Source organism: Microcoleus sp. D3_18_C2, from assembly GCF_036702395.1.
Lineage (GTDB): Bacteria > Cyanobacteriota > Cyanobacteriia > Cyanobacteriales > Microcoleaceae > Microcoleus.
Genome location: NZ_JAUBTG010000029.1, coordinates 1 through 20222, shown reverse-complemented (window position 1 = coordinate 20222; position 20222 = coordinate 1). Strand labels below are relative to the sequence as shown.

Below are 20222 nucleotides of genomic sequence, written 5' to 3'. Positions count from 1 at the left end.
CTGAGTTTAACCAGATTCGATCGAATGGGGAGTTTCGAGAATGCGAATCTTTCGGTAGACTCTCTATGCGAGCTAAAATTTAAAATCTAAAATCGCAGGAAGTTTGCGTGAAGGAAGTTATTAAAAATTTGTCAGAGTTTAGGAAGCGCCCGTTAGCGTTAGCGAAGCGATCCGAAGGAAAGCCCTCGAAGAGGATCGCACCAAAGCTGCTGTCGCTTTTATGGCTGTGCGCGATCGCCTGGGTAGGTTTCTTGTGGAATCTCGGCAACATCGGTTTAGTTGACGAAACCGAACCGTTGTTTGCCGAAGCCGCCCGTCAAATGACGCTGACAGGGGATTGGATCACTCCTTATTTCAACGGCGAAACGAGGTTTGACAAGCCACCGTTGATTTACTGGCTGATGGCGGTGGCTTACCGCACGCTGGGTGTTAACGAATGGGCCGTGCGTCTTCCCTCGGCCTTGTGTGCGATCGGTCTGACTTGCCTCGGATTCTATACCTTATCGAAGGAAGGAGGAAGTTCGGCAACGGATTCTGTAACGGATTTAACGGATGTCAGGAATAAGGAAGAAGGGCACGATACGGATTCGGACACGGATACACGGATGAATGTAACTGTCTTTTCTCCCTCGTTCTCCCACTCTCCCACTCCCCCACTCTCCCCTTCTCCTAGTATTCCTATTTTTCTTTCTACTCCCTGGATTGGTGCTGCCCTAATAGCTTTAAATCCCCAAACTATTGCCTGGGGACGGACTGGCGTTTCAGATATGCTATTAGTTAGTTGTATGTGTTCGGCACTATTCGCATTTTTTCTCGGTTACACTCTAGAAGAACAGAGAGAAAAAGCCGAATTTTCCACCGTTTCCGCTTCCCGATTTCCCAATAAGTGGTATCTGACTTTTTACGTACTAATTGCCTTAGCAATTCTGGCTAAGGGGCCTGTGGGAATTGTCTTGCCAGCGCTGATTGTTGGCTGCTTCGGGCTTTATTTGGGAAATTTTTGGCAACTTTGGCGCGAAATGCGTCCGGTGTCGGGAATCTTGATTATTCTGGCGATCGCCTTGCCTTGGTACATTTTGGTTATTTTAGACAACGGTCAAACTTATATTGACAGCTTTTTTGGCTATCACAATTTCCAGCGTTTTACTGGAGTAGTCAACAAGCACTCCGCGCCTTGGTATTTTTACTTTTTTGTAGTGCTAGTTGGTTTTGCACCTTGGTCGATTTATTTGCCGGTGGCGATCGCCCGCACCCGTTTTTGGCAGCGCAGTTACTGGCGTCGTCAACCGCGATCGGCTCAGTTGAGTTTATTTGCCCTATTTTGGTTCGTCTGCATCTTTGGCTTTTTTACGATCGCCGTGACCAAATTGCCCAGTTATGTATTGCCTTTAATCCCCGCCGCTGCGATTTTGGTAACGCTGCTGTGGAGCGATATTATTGCAGGCAACGAACCAGAAAATAGGCGGGGAAAGTTAGAAAAAAAACCTAATTATTTACCGCGAGGGCTGTTAGTTACATACATTTTCAATGTCATATTTTTATTAATTATAGCCGGAGCAACTTTCTACTGCTACAACTGGCTCGGAGACGACCCGGCTATGCCGAATTTTCCCCAAGCAATTCAGCAGTCGGGATTGCTGATTGTCGGCGGTACGATTTGGATAATTACAGCCGTGGCGATCGCACTTTTACTTTGGCAGCGGCAACAGCGCTGGATTTTGGTTGCTAACTTCATCGGGTTAGTAGCATTTATCATCTTTGGTCTTACTCCCGCCTACAAATTGGTTGATATCAACCGCCAGCTACCTCTGAGACAGTTAGCGCAGGTTGCGGTTCAACAAAAACTGCCGGGGGAAGAGTTTATTATGGTTGGTTTCTGGAAACCAAGTCTGGTTTTTTATACCGAAGGGCCGGTGACTTACTACCGAGCTGTCAGAAGGGCGATCGACTACATTAAGGAATCTAAAAACCCAAATTCTCCCTCTATTTTGTTGCTGGGATATCCAGAGAAATTTGTGGAATTAGGATTGCAGCCAAATCAATATCAATTGTTGGACAGTCGGGGCGCTTACCAACTCGCCAGGGTTCCGAGAACAGCATTTCGATAGTGGATTGTACTGCGGTGTGAGCCGACCTATATGGTGTGAAAGTAGGGGCAATCCCCCCGTGGTTGCCCCGGAATTTGGATATGGTGCGTCCAGGACTGCAAAAGCTATAATCTAGTCACTACCTAAAGCCCGAAGCTGGGAGCCTACAATGGTTTCAATTCTCAACAAACCCTCCTCATTAATCCATGAGATTTGCATTGAAAAAGTCGATCGGTGGAAGTTGTTCAAATTTAGTGAATCGCTGCCACAGCGTATGGAAAATTTGTTAGAGAAGAAGAAGGACGATCGACTAATAGCAGAAGAGGCCGCGGAACTCGATTGTATAGAGTCTATGGATAGGCTAATTTCAAAACTATGAGCGCGTTCGGACTACGCTCAACTTGCCTGAAACAAGCGATAATGGATAGGATGCCATTTTCATTGTAAGAGTGTGTTAGTAATGACTGAGTTACTTGAACGTGCGATCGCCAAGTTGAAAACCTTGTCTGCAAGCGAGCAAGATGCCCTCGCTTCAATGATTCTGGAAGAACTTGAAGACGATATGCGCTGGGATCAAGCATTCTCCCGTTCCCCAGATGCTCTTGCTAAACTCGCAGCAACCGCAATGGCTGAGTATCATGCAGGTAAAACCCAAGAACTCGATCCAGAAACATTGTGAAGTCAAGCACTACAACCGAGTTCCGTAGATTATTTGCTGATTTACCCCAACAAGTTCAACAGCAGACACGCGCGGCGTATCGCCAGTTTAAGGAAGACCCAAGTCATCCAAGCTTGCGTTTCAAGAAGGTGCATCCAGACTTACCAATCTACTCAGCCCGAATTAGCAAGTTGCAGTTGTTCTGTAGACTAATCTTTCTCCTGCTTTGACTGTTGTTGGCGGCGTACTGGTAAATTCGGGGTCAATATTGGGGCCTGCTAGTTGGGAATTTGTGGCTGCAAAATCTACTCCAAACTTTGTATTGTTAGCGGTGACTGTTACTTCTTGATAAATGGGGTTGGTTGGATTCGTTTGAGTCCATCCGGGTTGTAATCGAGAGACGATGCGGTAGTTTCCGGGGGCGAGGGTGAAGGAATAGTTGCCACTGGCGTCGGTGTAAGTGAAGGGTTCGTTGGTATTTCGGATGCCGTCGCGGTTAGTGTCAACGTAAACTAACCAGTTTTCCATTCCTGGTTCGTTGTCTGTCGGTTTACCTAAACCTCGGACTATCATTAAGTTGCTAAAACCGTCCCAAGCGTTAAGGCGTTGGTACTTCTTTATTCATACAGTTATCGCTTTTGCCGTCTAAGTTTTCAAAAGTTGATGGCTACTCTAAAACCTAATGATAAAGCCCTGTAATCCGGGTATTGGTAGGTTCGATAACTACATCTCGGCCAGCCTTGTTGCCACCTCATTTGTCCCCCTCGAAAAACTTTGCATCTCCCTGTTGCTGGGCCAGCAGGATTTTTTGTAACATTTGGGTCGGTTTGATAATATTCACCATCTTCATGATTGTATAGCTCTTCGTCATACCAATCCAAACACCACTCAGATACGTTTTGCCACATATCCAAACAACCATAAGGACTTTGCCGATCTTGACGAGTTCCTACAGGCAGTGTAGTTTCTGGGGGTGGAGGAAGGATGTCGTACTCTTCAGGCTCCTCGCTTCCCCAAGGGTATAACTGTCCCTCTGTCCCTCGGCAGGCTTTTTCCCACTGTGCCTCAGTTGGCAAAGCATACTTTTCTCCCAAAGAATCTTGCAACCACCGTGCAAACGCGCAGCAGTCATGCCAAGATACGCAAGTAATTGGATGCTGCTTGCTAGGCGATCTCTGGGCAACTTCATCGTGGAAACACCAGTCATAGCCCGTTTTGTTTAGAAACTCCTGCCATAAATTTACGGTTACTGGTATTTTCTGAATGGCAAAAGTTGACAACCAAATTTTTCTTAATGGTGCTTCCCTAGTCTCGGCTTCATTATCTTCTACACAAGCTCCCATTAAGAATTCTCCTTCGGGGACAGTTACCATATCTAGCAAAGATTCCTGCATATAAATTGACTCTCCTTTTTGCTCAATTTTTTGTAGCCATTCAATATCAAAAATCTAATTGCTGCATCCGCACTGGAATTCCATTGCCCACCGTTACTAAGTTACCTCCCTGACGCAGAAGTCCGTCTCCACCAATACTCCAATCTCCCATATCACCGCCTATATCTCTATATGTAAACTTAGCAAAAACTATCGAGCAGTTGGTCAGTTGGATGGAGACACTGTAATCTGGTTTTGGGTTGGTTCACACGCAGAGTACGACAAGTTTCTGGGGCAGTTGTAGCAGTGTCTACAGCCAGCCAAGATCAATTAGAAAAGTGTATTTAGACAAGTGGAAAAATATGATTCCAATCAATGAAGCCCAAAAGCAGTTGCAGCAGTCGATCGCTCCCATGAGTCAGCCACATGAACCGATCGCGATCGCAGAACAGATTAGCAATGCAGTGTTATTATCTGAATCTGACTCCGCATCTGTTGAGGAAACACTGTATCTTCTCTCAGTGCCGGGAATGCGGGAATCGATTCGGGAAGGAATGGCAACGCCGATCGCACTTCTCGATCGCCCTTTAGACTGGTAACTTAGCCCACTAGACGTGCCATAATCAGCCATATTATCTGGTACGCGATCGCCTGAACCTATGGATGCGCTAATCGGCAAAACTTTACAGGGTGGAAAGTACACCCTCGAACAAGAATTGGGACGCGGCGGCTTTGGGATTACCTTCAGGGCAAATCACCGCTATTTAGGACAGCCTGTAGTCATTAAAACCCTCAACGAATCTCTGCGGCAGCAACCCAATTTTGCTGAGTTCGATCGCAAGTTTCAAGACGAAGCGAGGCGGTTGGCTTCCTGCGTTCATCCGAATATTGTCCGCGTCAGCGATTTCTTTGTGGAAGACGGGCAGCCTTACATGGTGATGGACTACGTTCCGGGTCAGAATTTGGGCGATGTAGTCGGTTCAAATAATCCGCTACCAGAAAATCTCGCAATTCTCTACATCACTCAAATTGGCGCTGCTTTAAAAGTTGTTCATCAAAAGGGTTTGCTGCACCGAGATATCAAGCCGCAAAACATTCTGCTGCGCCAAAACACCCAAGAAGTTGTGCTGATAGATTTTGGAATTGCCCGCGAGTTTACTCCCGGTGCAACCCAAAGTCACACTAATATGGTGTCCGACGGCTACGCGCCCCCAGAACAGTATTTCGCCCAAGGAAAATATACGCCCGCCACAGATGTTTACGGTATGGCGGCGACGCTTTACACTTTACTGACAGCACAGGTGCCGGTGGCTGCAATTTTGCGTACCAGTCAGCCGATGCCTTCACCCCGCGACTTGCGGCCTCAGCTAAGTGCGGCTGTCAGTTCTGCAGTGATGCGGGGGATGACAGTAGAAGCTCAAAATCGCCCTGCTAGCGTGGATGAGTGGCTGTCGCTGCTGCACGGGCAGCCTCATGGTGCAGCGTCGCCGAGCACCGGGCCGACGGTGGCGGTGATGCCGGGACACGGGCCTCAGTCGCCGGCGGGTTCCAGAACAGCGCCTGCTGTGGTGTCTTCTGGGCAAGGCAGCCGCAAGGTTTGGTGGATTTTGGGGTTCGTGACGATCGCACTTATTGTGGCAGGTTTTGTCGGTATTGCTAGGGTTTTCCTCAACCGGCCGTCTTCGGAACCCGCACCGGTGGCCCAGGACGATCGCACTTCGGCCCCTGCAGATCCAGACGCGCGCGTGAACCCCGCACCAATTCCCGCGCCGACACCAACGCCTTTCTCGCCGACTCGCAGAGAAAGTCCGCCACCTGCTGCTGAAACTCCGCCGCCTGCTGCTGAAACTCCAGCGCCTGCTGCTGAAACTCCAACACCCGCCCCAGCACCAACACCAGCGCCTTCTCCCGAAGCTGTCGAACCCACACCAACAGAAAAACTTGTTGACAAAGAGTTGCCGCCCGATCGATCGCCCGCACCCAGCGAACAACCGGGAACCAGTTATCAGAAGACTCCCACAATCCCTGGGTATGCGGTTGGTACGCCGGAAAGTCAGATTTTAGCCGAATTGGGAGAACCCACTGACTCTCAAGCGCGGGGCTATTGGCCGAATACTCGCACCGCACTTTACGAAATATTGCCAAATCGGATTACTCTGGGCTACATTTACGATCGCGATTCGGGCGAGCTAGTACAAACAGAGGGTTCTTTTGCCCAGTCTGTGGACGATTTGGTGGTGCGAACCGCCTTAAACGGCATGGTGGGCGGGGCAAACCGGGAGATTTTGCAGGGATTCCGCGACGTGCAGCAGCGCCGGAGTAATCGCTTTACGTTTAGGAAAGGTTCGCTGGAAGGGATAATCGAACGCAATGAGCGCGATCGGATTTACATCGGCGTCTGGGACGAAAATTTGCATTAATTAGGAATTACGCACGGGTGGTCAGAAACCGGGTTTTTGCTCCAAGACTTCGTTAAAGCAGACAAAAACCGCAAAAAACCCGGTTTCTTTAATCCCCAATCGAAAATCCAAAATCTAAAATCTAAAATCGGTTGACGCAACACGAAATATTGTCTATAATTAGAGAACGCACGAGGGGCTGTAATGGTTTCGACAGGGTGGCGAAAGCTGCTCCGTGATGCAGGTCGAGAGGGAGTCTACTCTCGTTAATATCGGCTCAAAAAAAATAGTAAATGCGAACAACATCGTTCCTTTCGCTCGCAAAGCCGTAGCTGTAGCCTAAAAACTTCTTGAGCTTGGTTTAGAGTGTATGCCACCTCACTCCGTTAAAGGTAGCATAACAACCCCCAACGGATGCCCTAGCTAAACGTTTCTAGTCGGCTAGCTAGGAAAGCAATCACTAGAAAATCCCCCCATTTGGGATAAAGATGGTTCCCGCCCCGAGGATTAGAGGGGATAAACCTGTGAACGATCGGAAGGTAAATACCCGCTTTGGACGGCAGTTCGATTCTGCCCAGTTCCATAAAAGAAGTGACGTAAAATCAATGGTTTAAGCCATTTGAAAGCCACTTTATAGCATTAAAAGGGCTCAGAGTTAACTCTGGGCCCTTTTGTTTGGCTCAGATAGCTCAACTCATCCGTGTATCCGTGTCAAAATCCGTGCAGTGCTCTACCTTTTCCCCGCGAGGGGACTGAAATATTTGCTGGTCGTTTTTCAATTGGCGTTCTCACCGCCTTGCAACCGTCAACAGTCAACCGTCAACAGTCAACCATCAACCATAAGTTACCCACCCATTAGCTACGCTGCCGGCTCATATAATTAGAACTTCACCCTGTCTGTGCGTTCTTGGAGCCTGTCGGGCGATATACTATTAGGCGGTAAAGCATTAAAAATCTTTACAAAGACCCCGATTTCTAAGCCTACTCCTACAAAGGACGGGTGAAAAATTATATGCTGAGCGCTCAAAAGCTGGAAAAATGAACCCAGGAATTGACTTACAAGGAAGTTTTGTAGAAGCCCTGATGAATTTGGGCTTACCGGCGGACATCGCCCAAGTGCTTTGGCTACCGCTGCCAATGTTGCTGATGATTGTCGCTGCCGTCTTCGGGGTACTGACTAGCGTCTGGCTAGAACGGAAAATTTCCGCCGCCGCTCAACAGCGGGTAGGCCCGGAATTCATCGGCCCTCTGGGAGTGCTAGCACCCGTTGCTGATGGTTTGAAGTTGGTCTTCAAAGAAGACATCGTACCCGCAAAAGCTGACGCGCTGCTATTTACCCTAGGCCCGGTAATTGTGGTGATTCCAGTTTTTCTGTCTTACTTAATCGTGCCCTTCGGAGAGCATATGCTGATCGCCGATATGGGGACAGCAATATTTCTGTGGATTGCTCTTTCTAGCATTCAGCCGATCGGCTTGCTGATGTCCGGCTATGCTTCAAACAACAAATACGCCCTCCTCGGAGGACTCAGAGCCGCCGCTCAATCCCTCAGCTACGAAATTCCCCTAGCTTTGGCAGTATTGGCAGTTGTAATGATGTCCAACAGCCTCAGTACGATCGACATCGTACACCAGCAAGCCGGCTACGGCATTCTCGGCTGGAATATCTGGCGGCAACCAGCAGGTTTCCTGATTTTCTGGATCGCAGCACTAGCAGAATGCGAACGTTTACCCTTTGACCTTCCAGAAGCAGAAGAAGAATTGGTAGCAGGATATCAGACTGAGTACACAGGCATGAAATTTGCTTTGTACTATATCGCTTCCTACGTTAACCTCGTCCTTTCTTGCCTGTTAGTAGCAGTTTTGTACCTCGGCGGCTGGGAGTCCCCGATTCCTGTCGGAGTCCTGACAAATGCCCTAGGATTGAGCGAAACGACTCCTTGGTTGCAGGTAATTACCGGCTTGCTGGGCATTACAATGACCATGCTGAAAGCCTACTTTTTCTTGTTTCTGGCTGTTCTGCTCCGCTGGACTCTGCCGCGAGTTCGGATCGACCAATTGCTAAATTTGGGATGGAAGTTTTTACTTCCCGTTGCTTTAGTTAATTTGCTGTTGACCGCAGCTTTGAAGCTTGCCTTTCCCTTTGCTTTTGGCGGTTAATTCGTAATAGGTAACAGAACAGATAATAGCTAACCTAGAGTAGCTGTTAACTCTCATGACCTATTATCAATTAGCAATTACCAAAAACTCAAGTACAGAGAGAGAACACGATGCTAAAATTCCTCAATCAAGTAGGCGAATACGCCAAAGAGACTCTTCAAGCTGCTAAGTATATCGGTCAAGGGCTATCTGTTACTTTTGACCACATGAGACGCCGCCCGATTACGGTGCAGTATCCTTACGAGAAATTAATTCCTTCCGAACGTTTCCGGGGCAGAATTCACTTTGAATTTGACAAGTGCATCTCCTGCGAAGTTTGCGTTCGGGTGTGTCCGATCAACTTACCTGTAGTGGATTGGGAATTTAACAAAGAAACTAAGAAGAAGCAACTCAAGCACTACAGTATCGATTTCGGAGTGTGTATCTTCTGCGGCAACTGCGTAGAATATTGTCCGACTAATTGTTTGTCCATGACAGAAGAGTATGAGTTAGCCGCCTACGAACGTCACGAATTGAATTATGACAACGTGGCCCTGGGACGTTTGCCCTACAAGGTTACAGATGACCCGATGGTGACACCGATGCGGGAATTCGCTTATTTGCCGAAAGGTGCGATCGACCCCCATGAAGTTTCCTACACCGATCGCCGCGCCGGTCTGCGTCCAGAGGAAATTATCGAAAAGTAAGTCATTAGTCATTAGTCAGCAGTCATCAGTCATTAGTGAAATAACCAATTATTAATGACTGCTAACTAATGAGTAAAAACGAACAATAGAACACTAATAATTGAGGATAAAAAATTGTGAATCTAGCTGAAGGGGTTCAAATTGTTTCATTTGGAATATTGTCCGTAATGATGATTGCAGGAGCACTAGGAGTAGTGCTGTTCTCAAATATCGTTTACTCAGCCTTTTTGCTGTGCGGCGTATTTACCAGCATTGCCGGCTTGTACCTGTTGCTGAATGCCGACTTTGTAGCAGCAGCACAGGTATTGATTTATGTGGGCGCTGTTAACGTCTTGATTTTGTTTGCGATTATGTTGGTGAACAAGCGCGAAGATTTCCGCACAATTCCCAACGCTTGGGTGCGTCAAGTAGCAACAGCAGTAGTTTGCGTAGGCTTGTTTGCGCTTTTGGGTACGATGGTGGTGTCTACTCCTTGGACTATTGTCGCGACGACAGGAGCACCGGCCGAAAGTTCGATCGTCACAATCGCCAAACATTTCTTCACCGACTTTTTGCTGCCTTTCGAGTTAGCATCAGTATTTTTGTTAATGGCAATGGTAGGAGCCATTGTCTTGGCGCGCCGCGATTTCTTGCCAGATGAATTGTCCAACAAGCTATCTGAAACACCAGCTTTTAGTTTGCCGGAAAGACCTCGCGAATTAGTTTCGGCCGGAGATGTGTCTTCGCCAGAATCTAAGTAATATTATGGTGCGCTGAGCGCACCATAGTGTTAGTTTTGTAGTAACTTTAGATTGAGACAAAATCGCAAAATTTATGCAACTGCAACTCCAGTATTTCCTGTTATTAGCCGCCGCACTTTTCTGTATTGGCATTTACGGTTTGATTACCAGCAGAAATGCAGTGCGCGTGTTGATGTCGATCGAGTTGATGCTGAATGCTGTCAATCTCAATTTGATGGGTTTCTCCAATTATCTCGACCCCGTACAAATTAAGGGCCAAGTATTTACCGTGTTTGTAGTTACGGTAGCCGCGGCTGAAGCTGCGGTGGGTTTGGCAATTGTTTTGGCGATTTATCGCAACCGCAATACAGTAGACATGGAAGAATTTAACTTGCTGAAGTGGTAATTAATCAATAGTCATCAGTCATCAGTCATCAGTCATTAGCGACAAACTAATGCAGATTAAAGACTGATGACTAAGGACTAAGGACTAAGGACTAAGGACTAAGGACTAATGACTTCTAGTAATTTCTAGAGTAATTCTACCCCCGAAATCAGGGATGGGGGCAGCAGGTTTCGAGAGTTGTAGTTTAACTTTTTCGACTAACGGTAGTTGTAAAAGCGCTTGAACAATAGTATCTGCTAGGCGTTCGATTAATAAAAACTTCGACTCTTTGACTAGCTTTTGAATCAGAGTAATTGCGCTGCGGTAATCAAGAGTATGTTGAATATCATCACTTTTTCCAGCTTGCGATAAATCCAGCCAGAGAGTAACATCCACTTCAAACCACTGCCCCAAAACTTGCTCTTCCGGCAGATAGCCCGTATATCCGTAACAGCGAATTCCTGTAAGTTGAATAGAATCCATTTTGCAATAAACTAAAAGTGCGTTGTTCTATACCAATTTGTATTAAACCAGATAAAGTTCTCTTTCTCTTCCCTCTCTTTTTTTGCCCTTTGCCCTCTTCCTCTTCCCTCTGCGCCCTCTGCGCCCTCTGCGGTTCAATCACTCTTATTCTATCTTAAATTTCACAACCGTCCTCCTTTCTCCAACTTGTCCAATAAATCCTCAGCAACTTCATACCATTTCCGCCTAATTTCAGCATCTTCTGGCTTTTCTGTCAAGGTACGACCTTGGAATTCAGGATATTTATTGTAATATAATTCATCAACTTTTTGATAGAATATATCTTGCTCAATGTTGAGATTTTTGCGTCGTTTCCCAATCTTTTCTTGACGAATTATCTCTGCTTCCTCTAAAGATGTATCGGGAGGCGGTTGGCGCGAAGAAAATTTAGGTAAATCCGGCAACTTGGGCAATGTGAAACCAGATTTGACTACACTAAAAGCTAAAATTCCCGGTACCAAAATCACACTTAAACTCCCTAGGGTTTTCCAAGGAATTAACTTGAATGTGCTGTTGTGGTTAACAACTTGAGGAGTTTGGTGAACAGGAGTATGATTGCTAGTAGCAGTTTGAGTGGCGTTTTTGAAAGGGCGGCCGACAAAGTTCATTGTCACCATTTGGGAAATTATACTGCCAATTTGAGAGAGTTTTGGATCTTTGAGTGCTTCGCGGACTGCTTTTGCGGATTGGTAGCGATCGCCCGGTTGTTCTGATAACATCCGATCCAATACCGTGGCTAAATTAGGGCTGACACTGACGTGCGATCGCCAATCCCAAGTTTTATGATTGATATCGTACAATTTTTGAGGCTTTTTGCCGCTTAGCAGTACCAAAGCCGTGACGGCTAAAGCATACAAATCGCTAGCGGCAGAAACTTTCCCCAGTCGCATTTGTTCGGCTGGGGAATAACCCTGTTTGCCGATCGCCGTATCCGATTGTCCGTTAAACTGAAGTACGGCATTGGCTGCAATTTGTTTGACTGAACCGAAATCAATTAAAAATGGTAGTTTGTCAGCATCATGCTGAATAATATTATCCGGGGAAATATCGCGGTGAATTAAATTTTTTGAGTGGATGTATTCTAAAACTGGTAAAAGCTGAAATAGCAGTTGAGTAACTTCAGCTTCGCTAAAATTTTTACCTTGCTGCTGGCGCGATATCAATATTTCTTCGTAGGTTTGACCTTTGATATAATCTTGGACTAAAAATAAAGATGGATTCCCAGCCAAATCGGTTCGCAGGAGTTCTCGAAACCGGGGAATTTGCGGGTGTTGGAGGTGGTAAAGCATACTCGCTTCGCGATCGAACAATTCGGCGGCTTTCGGGCTGTGCACCACCGGAGAAAACTCTTTGAGCACGCAATGTTCGTTGTAGCGGTTGATATCTTCGGCGAGATAAGTGCGCCCAAAGCCACCGCGGCCCAATTCGCGGAGGATGCGGTAACGTTTTTCGAGAGTCGAACCAGGGGTGAGGAGGGAGGAGTTAGACATAAACCACGGCAAATTGTTCGATGTGGGGAGTCGCCGAGCACAGTATAGCTTATTGTAGCTAAGTTTGTTTGAATGCGAGGGAAGGAAGGGCGATCGCTTTTTTTGGGATGGATGAAGGAGAAGCGACACTTTGGTTAAGATTCAGTATCTACAGGATATCGTAGGGGCGGGTTTTACCAACCATCTATGTTATCAACCAAAAATATAATAAACCCGCCCCCACTTGGGCGGCAAATCTAAATCTACATTTTTCGCCTGCGATCGAATATCAGGTTAATTTGGATTATCGGCTGTCTAGGGGCGGGTTTATATAAATTGTTCGTGAACATCAAATATTGTTGGTAAAACCCGCCCCTACAGGCTTTTTTATTGTCGGGTTTGATCGGCTATCGAGGATTTACAAATCCCGATGTGTAAATTCCTTAGCATCTTTCCCCACATAACTAGCCGCAATATGGCCATTTCCAAAAACTCGATACTTATAGGTAATTAACCCCTCTAAACCAACAGGCCCGCGAGGTGGCATTTGCTGCGTGCTAATCCCCACTTCTGCACCGAAACCGTAGCGGAAACCGTCGGCAAATCTAGTTGAACAATTGTGATAAACTCCGGCAGCATCGACTCCATTTAAAAATGTTTCGGCGGCTTCGCTATCTTCGGTAACAATGACATCTGTGTGTCTGGAACCGTAAGTATTAATGTGATTAATTGCCTCTTCCACAGAATCTACTATTTTGATTGACAAAATCAAATCGCTGTATTCTGTAGACCAATCCGCTTCATTTGCTTCGGCAATATTTTCGAGGAGGGCGCGAGTTTTTTCGTCTCCCCGCAATTCAACTTTTTTCTGCTGCAAAGCTTCGGCCACTGCGGGCAGGAATTTGGGGGCGATCGCCCTGTGAACTAACAAAGTTTCAATGGCATTGCAGGCGGCGGGATACTGGGTTTTTGCATCTACAGAAATCTCTACTGCTTTCTGAATATCCGCCGCTTTGTCTGCGTACAAATGACAAATTCCGTCGGCGTGTCCTAACACGGGAATCCGCGTGTTTTCCTGCACGAACCGCACGAAGGAATTAGAACCTCTGGGAATAATCAAATCTACATATTCATCCATTTTCAGCAGTTCGATTGTTTCTTCCCGCGTCGTCAGCAACTGCACGACTTCTGGATTAACCGCTGTTTCTGCTAAGGCTTGATGTATCACTTTTGTCAAGATTTCGCAGGAACGGACTGCTTCTTTGCCACCTTTGAGAATGACGCCATTTCCAGATTTTATTGCCAATGATACTATCTGAATTAACGCCTCTGGGCGCGCTTCAAAAATAATGCCTAAAACGCCCAAAGGACAGGTGATGCGCTTCAGAATTAATCCTGTATCCAATTCACGGTGGATTTGCACGACACCGATCGGATCTGGGAGTTTCGCAACATCTCGCACGCCCGCGATCGCACTTTTCAACTTGCTCTCATCCAACTTGAGGCGATCGTACAGCGGTTTCGCAATTCCATCAGCCTCAGCCGCCTTGCAGTCAGCAGCATTCGCCGCCACAATATCCGGCGCAGCAGCTTCTAAAGCTTTCGCAATAGCTTCAATAGCTTGATTTTTGGCCTCAGCGGACAAAACTGCCAATTTTCTAGCAGATCCGCGCGTTTTTTGGGCAATTTCAATAATAGACATGGCAGTAACTTTTAAATAGTTTTGAGTGTTGGGTTTTGAATTTTGAGTTGGGAATTGAATCCGCACAAATAAATTTCGGGGCGGTTTTCAGTTTTAACAATTCTAGAGAAAATTCTATATTTTTGTTGAGACCCCTGACAGTAATCCGCATTAACAGGTTAAAACAGTGAAGTATAGATAAAATCCCACGGTCATTTCCTTTTGTCAATAACCTTTGGAGATTATTATGTCATCTCATGCCCCTTTACGCAAGGCAGGGCGAGCAGCCAAAGCCGGCGTTAAACTGATACAGAAAACTGGGGGAAATCTCGTTTTAGCTTCCGGCGTCACCATCAGCCTGCTGTTTGGTATGGTGTTAGCGCTATCCTTAGCCTCAGTTTTGATTCTCAGCAGTCCCGATCCAGTCGCCGGATTGGCGATCGCACTTCCCATAACTCTGATTTTTAACATCGCTGCCTTTTTCCTATCACCTTACTTGATGGACTTAAGCCAAAATTGGTTATACCATACTCGCTGGGTTTCCCTAGCAGAAATTGAAAGCCTAAGTCCAGAAACAGCTAAAGTTATTAAGAAGGTTTGCAAGCAGAAAAAACTCTCTTGTCCGCGTTTAGGAATTATCGACGACCAAAACCCTACTGCTTTTACTTACGGTTCATTTCCCAACAGCGCTCGGTTAGTCGTCAGTCAAGGTCTTTTTACCTATTTAGACGACGAGGAAATTGCCACTGTTTACGCCCACGAACTCGGTCACATCGTCCACTGGGACTTTGCAGTAATGACTTTAGCTTCGACTTTGGTGCAGATTACTTATTTAATTTACACTACAACTCAAAGGATGGGTCGAAGTGGTGGGGAAAAAGCTAAAGATGCGGCCGGTACGGTAGCTGCTGTTGCTTATTTGTTTTACATCGCTGGCACTTATTTATTGCTGTATTTGTCGCGGACGCGAGAATATTTTGCCGACCATTTTGCTGCCGAAACAACCGGAAATCCCAATGCTTTGTCCCGCGCTTTGGTAAAAATTGCTTACGGTATTTTGGAAGAAGGACAAAGAGCAACAGAACCCAGCAGCTTATTAGAAGGAACTCGCGCTTTAGGCATTTACGATGCCAAAGCTGCCACCTCTACTGGCACTGCTTACAGGATTTCTTCGGAACCAGCAAAGATTGGGCGAGTGTTTTTGTGGGATATGTTTAATCCGTGGGGTTGGTGGATGGAGTTGAACTCGACTCACCCGCTGACTGGTAAACGAGTTCGCGCTTTGAGCACTTATGCCGAACAATTAGGCTTAGATATTGAGTTTGACATGGGGCGAATTGTCGGCGAAGGCAACGATTTGAGCAAGCGGAGATTGTACGGCAATTTTGTGTTCGATTTGCTGCTGTACAGTGCAGAAACTCTGGGCTTAGCGGTGGGTTTTGCGATCGGCATTTCCCTGTATGCTGTAAACCCGATGATGATGGTTGCTTGTCCTTTGATCGGTTTGGGTGCAGGAATTTTGCTCAAAACTCTGGTGATGTTCCCGAATTACCAACAAGCAGAACATTTGGATGTTTTAACCTTAATGTCTGACCCTTACGCAAGTCCTTTGCGGGGTCAACCGGCGCAACTACAAGGCGAATTAATTGGTCGCGGCGATGCGGGTTATACCTTCGGTTCCGATCTGAAATTGCAAGATAGAACGGGAATGATTTATCTGCGCTATGCTTCTCGTTTTGGGCCAATTGGTAATTTTATGTTTGGCATGAAACGGGTTGAAAGTTTGATTGGGATGGATGTTAGGACTTTGGGTTGGTTCCGCCGGGGTGTTGCACCTTGGATGGATTTGATTCAGCTTGAAAGCGATAGCGGTACGGTGGTTAACAGTTATCACCGCTTCTGGTCTTTTGTGATGGGTATCGGTGCGATCGTTCTTGGTATTGCGGCGCTATTTGTTTCATTTCCAGCTTAACAGTTGACAGGTAAAACCTTTTAAGTTAAATATAATTAAGCTCGCATTTTAGAGCTTAATTTTTTTGATCCATACGGTACTATTAAATTTAATACCGCTCTCAATCATCTTTTTTGCTGGACAAAAGAGTGAGTTTACGAACCGCTTTAGATTTGTTAGCGAAGGGGCGCGATAGCGCTCTTGGAGAAAAGAAAGAAGAAAGGAAGAAGTAAAGAAGGAGATAGTTAATCTTATGGCGGGAAGGAAATAATTTATTTATGAGCAAACATGACAATCAAAATTGCTACAATTAGTTTGTTGTTGATGGTATTAACTTTAGCAGTCAGCAGTCCTAGCGAAATAGTTAGCGGAAACTTCACAAAAATGACCGCTCAAACGGAAAACCAGAACACAAAAAATACCATGCAAAGTATTCTCGATGACAGCGCCAAACTAGAAAAACTAGCTAGCAATTTCCAATTTATAGAAGGCCCGATTTGGCATCCAGACGGCTTTTTGCTGTTCAGCGATATTCCCGCCAATATTATCTATAAATTTGGCTCAAATCAGCAAGTTGAGGTATTTCGCCGCCCTTCGGGAAAAGCCAACGGGAATACTTTAGACAAAGAAAACCGCTTACTTACTGGCGAACACGAAAATCGCCGCGTCTCCCGTACAGAAAAGGACGGAAAAGTTATCACCTTGGCGGATAGATACGAGGGTAAGCGGCTCAACAGTCCGAACGATTTAGTTGTTAAATCCGATGGCAGTATTTATTTTACCGATCCGTCCTACGGTGTTAGTAAAGAGCAGGAAGAATTGGGCTTTTACGGTGTTTACCGACTGGCACCCGACGGAAAATTAACTCTGCTGGTTAAGGATTTGGTGCTGCCGAATGGCATCGCTTTTTCACCAGACGAGCAAAAACTTTATGTCAACAATTCGGAAGCGGGATACATTGCTGTTTTCGATGTAAAACCGGACGGAACTGTTACTAACCAGCAGCTTTTTGCGGAGTTAAAAGATGCCAGTCAAAGGGGAGTACCCGACGGTTTAAAAGTTGATGTAGAGGGGAATGTTTACAGCACCGGGCCGGGGGGAGTGTGGATCTTTTCGCCGGATGGCAAGCTTTTGGGGAAGATTTCTGTACCTGAGACGGCGACTAATTTGGCTTGGGGAGAAAGCGATCGCAAAACGCTTTATATTACCGGAAGTACAAGTCTTTATCGGATTCGCCTTAAAATTGCGGGCGTGCGGCCTGGAAAATAATCTAAAATAGGGCGAAGTTGAAAATAAGCGGTTTGTCGTGAGGACTAAAGTCCTTACGGCAAACACTTTTTATTAGGGGTAATTGACCTGGCATAATATAATCCTACTTGTCAAAATCAGTCATTCCCAATTCTCAAATCTCAAATCTCAAATCTAAAATGGTATTAATAGCTCGGTTGCACAAATTTCTGACTGCTACAGTCGATCGCACATCCCGATCGCACACAATATTTTGGTTGACTCTGAGCTTGACATTTGCCACAGTTTATGCTGTTTTAGGACTCAAGCAAGTCTTTAGCGCCGAGTATATGGTGCAAGACGATGCGAGGCAGCACGTTTTCTGGATGATGCGGTTTGTCGATCCTGAATTATTCCCCAACGATTTCATTGCTAATTATTTTCAATCTGTCGCCCCCGCAGGATACAGCACGCTCTACAAATTAGCAGCAACAGTTGGCATTCACCCGCTATTATTTCACAAAATATTGCCACTATTTCTCGGCTTAATCTCCACCTATTACTGTTTTGGTCTTTGCCTAGAAATGTTGCCAGTGCCGATGACTGGATTTATTGCATCTTTGCTGCTAAATCAGCATATGTGGATGACCGATGATTTGGCTTCCACAACGCCAAGAGCTTTTATCTATCCGATATTTCTTGCTTTTTTATATTATTTGTCGCGCAGTTCGTTGCTGCCTTGTTTGGGGGCGATCGCGCTGATCGGACTATTCTATCCTCCTTACGCCTTGGTTGCTGCCGGAATTTTAGTTTTGCGCCTGCTATGCTGGAAAAACGGCGGTTTGCGTTTGTCGGGCGATCGCACAAATTACCTATTTTGCAGTACAGGTTTGGGATTAATATTTTTAGTAATGCTGCCCTATGCTTTAGATAACTCTGAATTTGGCCCAACTTATACCGCAGCAGAAGCGAAGCAAATGGCCGAATTTGCACCAGGTGGCAGAAATGCTTTTTTTCGTCCAAATCCGGTAGATTATTGGCTGACAGGGCGGGGTAGCGGGATGTTTCCCAAGTCGCTGTTTACGCCTGTAACTCACTGTGTCGCGCTGTTATTTCCGCTGCTGCTATTTTTGCGATCGGTTTTTCCCTTAGCAAATCAGATTCAAAGCAAAATCTGGCTTTTGCTTCAGCTATTTCTAGCATCATCTGCGATGTTTTTTGCGGCTCACGCTACCATTTTTAAGCTATATCAACCAGGTAGATATACAGCTTACAGCTTGCGATTTATTGTTGTTTTAATAACTGCGATCGCCCTCACTTTAATTATCGATGGAGTCGGTCATTGGGCATCAAAAACAGCAACAATATTTCATTTAAAAAATATCGTGGCACTAATTACGACAGCGACAATCGCTATCGCCGTTGTCCTTTATCCCGCCTTGGTCAAAAAATTCCCAACTGTCGGGTATGTAGAAGGTAAAATGCCAGCTTTGTACAAATTTTTTGAGCAACAACCTAAAGATATATTGATTGCTTCGATCGCCACCGATACGGATCATTTGCCAACCTTTAGTCAGCGTTCGGTTCTGGTGGCAAAAGAATATGCAGTGCCGTATCAGAAAGGCTACTACAGCAGATATCTGCAGCGACTTAACGATTTAATTCGCGCTCAATACACTCCCGATCGAGCTGTATTGCAAAATTTTATCAATCAATATGGAGTTGATTTTTGGATGATAGATCGCAATGCTTTGAGTCTTCAGTATATAAAGGATGATGGCTGGCTAAATCAATTTGATTCTATACCGGAGGCGAGCCTTTCTCTCGAACAAGGGAAAATTCCCGCCTTAGCTTCAGCAATGACAAGTTGTGCGGTTTTTCAGAATGAAATTCTAGTGGTTTTGGATGCGTCTTGTATTGTGAAATAGGCTGGGAGTTAAGGCGAGGCAGAGCCTTGGGATATGTGTTCTTAGGAAGAGCCTGGGAACTAGAGATAACTGTTCGGATTTTGAAGCTACAATTGCTGCATGGATATTCTGTAGGAGCGATCGCCCAATGCGTTATAACTCACATATTGCACCATTCTCAAGAACAGGCTTTCCGGCCTGTTCCACAAAGAGTGAATTTTAGGAACAGGCTTTCCGGCCTGTTCCTAAACAAATAATTGAGAATGGTGCCAACATCTCAGTTATAATGCCAATAGGAGATAATGGTGCGGGTCAATGACACAAGTTCTCGATCGCGAAATTCTTGATGGGCGAGTGGTGCTCAACGGCACTTGGGAGCAATTCAAGTTAATCCAGAAGGTTTCGGAAGATTCCCCTGGCATAAAGTTGTCTTTTTTTGCAGGGGCGATCGAGATTCTAATGCCGGGATTCCAACACGAAAATTTTTCTGAAATCATTGGTTACTTGGTGACTACTTTTCTGCTGCAACAAGGTATTAAGTTTTACCCTTCTGGTTCAATGACGCAGGAGAAGACGCCAGAAGCTTCAACTCAAGCAGACAAATCGTTTTGTTTGGGAGAACCTAAGTTGATTCCCGATTTGTCGATCGAGGTGGTTTATACTAGCGGTGGACTGAGCAAGTTGCCAAAATATCGAGCTTTGGGCGTGCCTGAAATCTGGTTTTGGGAAGATGGCACGCTGCGGCTTTATCATCTCCGGGAAGATGGCTACGAGCAAGTAATTCAGAGTCAACTGTCAGGATTGGAAACGCTGGATATCGATTTGCTAAGACGCTGCATTTTAATGGGTGAAACTGATTTGGCTGAAGCGGTTAAGGTTTTTGGGCAGGGAATCTCGATGGATCGTACATGATATCATGTCCGATGTGCGATTCGTTTAGCCTAAATGGATAGGTTCTCCTATCCAGGGACGGTTAGCCTGACTCCGCTGCGAGTTAGTGA

General features: G+C 45.9%; 18 protein-coding genes and 1 other RNA gene. 14 read left to right on the top strand and 5 right to left on the bottom strand.

Annotation, left to right across the window (positions count from 1 at the left end):
• The first annotated feature begins 107 nt into the window (after positions 1-107).
• On the top strand, positions 108-2108 hold the full coding sequence (locus tag QUA88_RS17715) for an ArnT family glycosyltransferase (RefSeq protein WP_445300597.1): 2001 nt from the start codon (positions 108-110) through the stop codon (positions 2106-2108).
• A 439-nt stretch (positions 2109-2547) separates the two neighbouring features.
• Positions 2548-2766, top strand: coding sequence for a hypothetical protein (locus tag QUA88_RS17710; RefSeq protein WP_333272928.1), 219 nt, complete (start codon positions 2548-2550; stop codon positions 2764-2766).
• 162 nt (positions 2767-2928) lie between these two features.
• Here the strand turns inward: QUA88_RS17710 and QUA88_RS17705 are convergent, their stop codons facing one another.
• The gene (locus QUA88_RS17705; protein WP_333272925.1) at positions 2929-3273 is read right to left on the bottom strand and encodes a hypothetical protein; all 345 of its coding nucleotides are present in this window, start codon (positions 3271-3273) and stop codon (positions 2929-2931) included.
• A 125-nt stretch (positions 3274-3398) separates the two neighbouring features.
• Positions 3399-4139: a formylglycine-generating enzyme family protein gene (locus QUA88_RS17700; protein WP_333272922.1), complete on the bottom strand. Its 741-nt coding sequence runs from the start codon at positions 4137-4139 to the stop codon at positions 3399-3401.
• 109 nt (positions 4140-4248) lie between these two features.
• On the opposite strand from QUA88_RS17700, the gene QUA88_RS29545 reads away from it, so the two are divergent.
• The 8 genes from QUA88_RS29545 to nuoK all read left to right on the top strand — a co-directional run bounded on the left by QUA88_RS29545 (position 4249) and on the right by nuoK (position 10485).
• Entirely contained in the window at positions 4249-4422 is a 174-nt protein-coding gene (locus tag QUA88_RS29545; RefSeq protein ID WP_445300598.1) for a ParE family toxin-like protein, read from the top strand.
• Between the two features lie 58 nt (positions 4423-4480).
• Positions 4481-4717, top strand: coding sequence for a type II toxin-antitoxin system Phd/YefM family antitoxin (locus QUA88_RS17695; protein WP_333272920.1), 237 nt, complete (start codon positions 4481-4483; stop codon positions 4715-4717).
• A gap of 60 nt (positions 4718-4777) precedes the next feature.
• Positions 4778-6538, top strand: coding sequence for a serine/threonine-protein kinase (locus QUA88_RS17690; RefSeq protein ID WP_333272917.1), 1761 nt, complete (start codon positions 4778-4780; stop codon positions 6536-6538).
• Between the two features lie 174 nt (positions 6539-6712).
• Positions 6713-7103: a transfer-messenger RNA gene (gene ssrA / locus QUA88_RS17685) on the top strand.
• Between the two features lie 452 nt (positions 7104-7555).
• Positions 7556-8674: an NADH-quinone oxidoreductase subunit NuoH gene (gene nuoH, locus QUA88_RS17680; protein WP_333057040.1), complete on the top strand. Its 1119-nt coding sequence runs from the start codon at positions 7556-7558 to the stop codon at positions 8672-8674.
• A 110-nt stretch (positions 8675-8784) separates the two neighbouring features.
• Complete coding sequence (gene ndhI / locus QUA88_RS17675) at positions 8785-9360, top strand: NAD(P)H-quinone oxidoreductase subunit I (protein ID WP_193975265.1); 576 nt, start codon at positions 8785-8787, stop codon at positions 9358-9360.
• 116 nt (positions 9361-9476) lie between these two features.
• Positions 9477-10100: an NADH-quinone oxidoreductase subunit J gene (locus QUA88_RS17670; RefSeq protein ID WP_333057044.1), complete on the top strand. Its 624-nt coding sequence runs from the start codon at positions 9477-9479 to the stop codon at positions 10098-10100.
• Positions 10101-10179: 79 nt separating this feature from the next.
• Complete coding sequence (gene nuoK / locus QUA88_RS17665) at positions 10180-10485, top strand: NADH-quinone oxidoreductase subunit NuoK (RefSeq protein ID WP_228042566.1); 306 nt, start codon at positions 10180-10182, stop codon at positions 10483-10485.
• Between the two features lie 105 nt (positions 10486-10590).
• Here the strand turns inward: nuoK and folB are convergent, their stop codons facing one another.
• The 3 genes from folB to QUA88_RS17650 form a co-directional block, all read right to left on the bottom strand.
• On the bottom strand, positions 10591-10947 hold the full coding sequence (folB, locus tag QUA88_RS17660) for a dihydroneopterin aldolase (RefSeq protein WP_333057046.1): 357 nt from the start codon (positions 10945-10947) through the stop codon (positions 10591-10593).
• A gap of 161 nt (positions 10948-11108) precedes the next feature.
• Complete coding sequence (locus QUA88_RS17655; protein ID WP_333272913.1) at positions 11109-12476, bottom strand: serine/threonine-protein kinase; 1368 nt, start codon at positions 12474-12476, stop codon at positions 11109-11111.
• A gap of 397 nt (positions 12477-12873) precedes the next feature.
• Entirely contained in the window at positions 12874-14157 is a 1284-nt protein-coding gene (locus tag QUA88_RS17650; RefSeq protein WP_333057048.1) for a glutamate-5-semialdehyde dehydrogenase, read from the bottom strand.
• Positions 14158-14383: 226 nt separating this feature from the next.
• Here QUA88_RS17650 and QUA88_RS17645 point away from each other — a divergent pair, with 226 nt between their 5' ends.
• The 4 genes from QUA88_RS17645 (at position 14384) to QUA88_RS17630 (ending at position 20133) form a co-directional block, all read left to right on the top strand.
• Positions 14384-16108, top strand: coding sequence for a zinc metalloprotease HtpX (locus QUA88_RS17645; protein ID WP_333057049.1), 1725 nt, complete (start codon positions 14384-14386; stop codon positions 16106-16108).
• 267 nt (positions 16109-16375) lie between these two features.
• The gene (locus tag QUA88_RS17640; RefSeq protein WP_333232962.1) at positions 16376-17356 is read left to right on the top strand and encodes an SMP-30/gluconolactonase/LRE family protein; all 981 of its coding nucleotides are present in this window, start codon (positions 16376-16378) and stop codon (positions 17354-17356) included.
• Between the two features lie 158 nt (positions 17357-17514).
• Positions 17515-19242 carry a hypothetical protein gene (locus QUA88_RS17635; RefSeq protein WP_333210238.1) on the top strand — a complete coding sequence of 576 codons (1728 nt, stop codon included), beginning with the start codon at positions 17515-17517 and terminating at the stop codon, positions 19240-19242.
• Positions 19243-19536: 294 nt separating this feature from the next.
• The gene (locus QUA88_RS17630; RefSeq protein ID WP_333057052.1) at positions 19537-20133 is read left to right on the top strand and encodes a Uma2 family endonuclease; all 597 of its coding nucleotides are present in this window, start codon (positions 19537-19539) and stop codon (positions 20131-20133) included.
• Positions 20134-20222 lie beyond the last annotated feature (89 nt).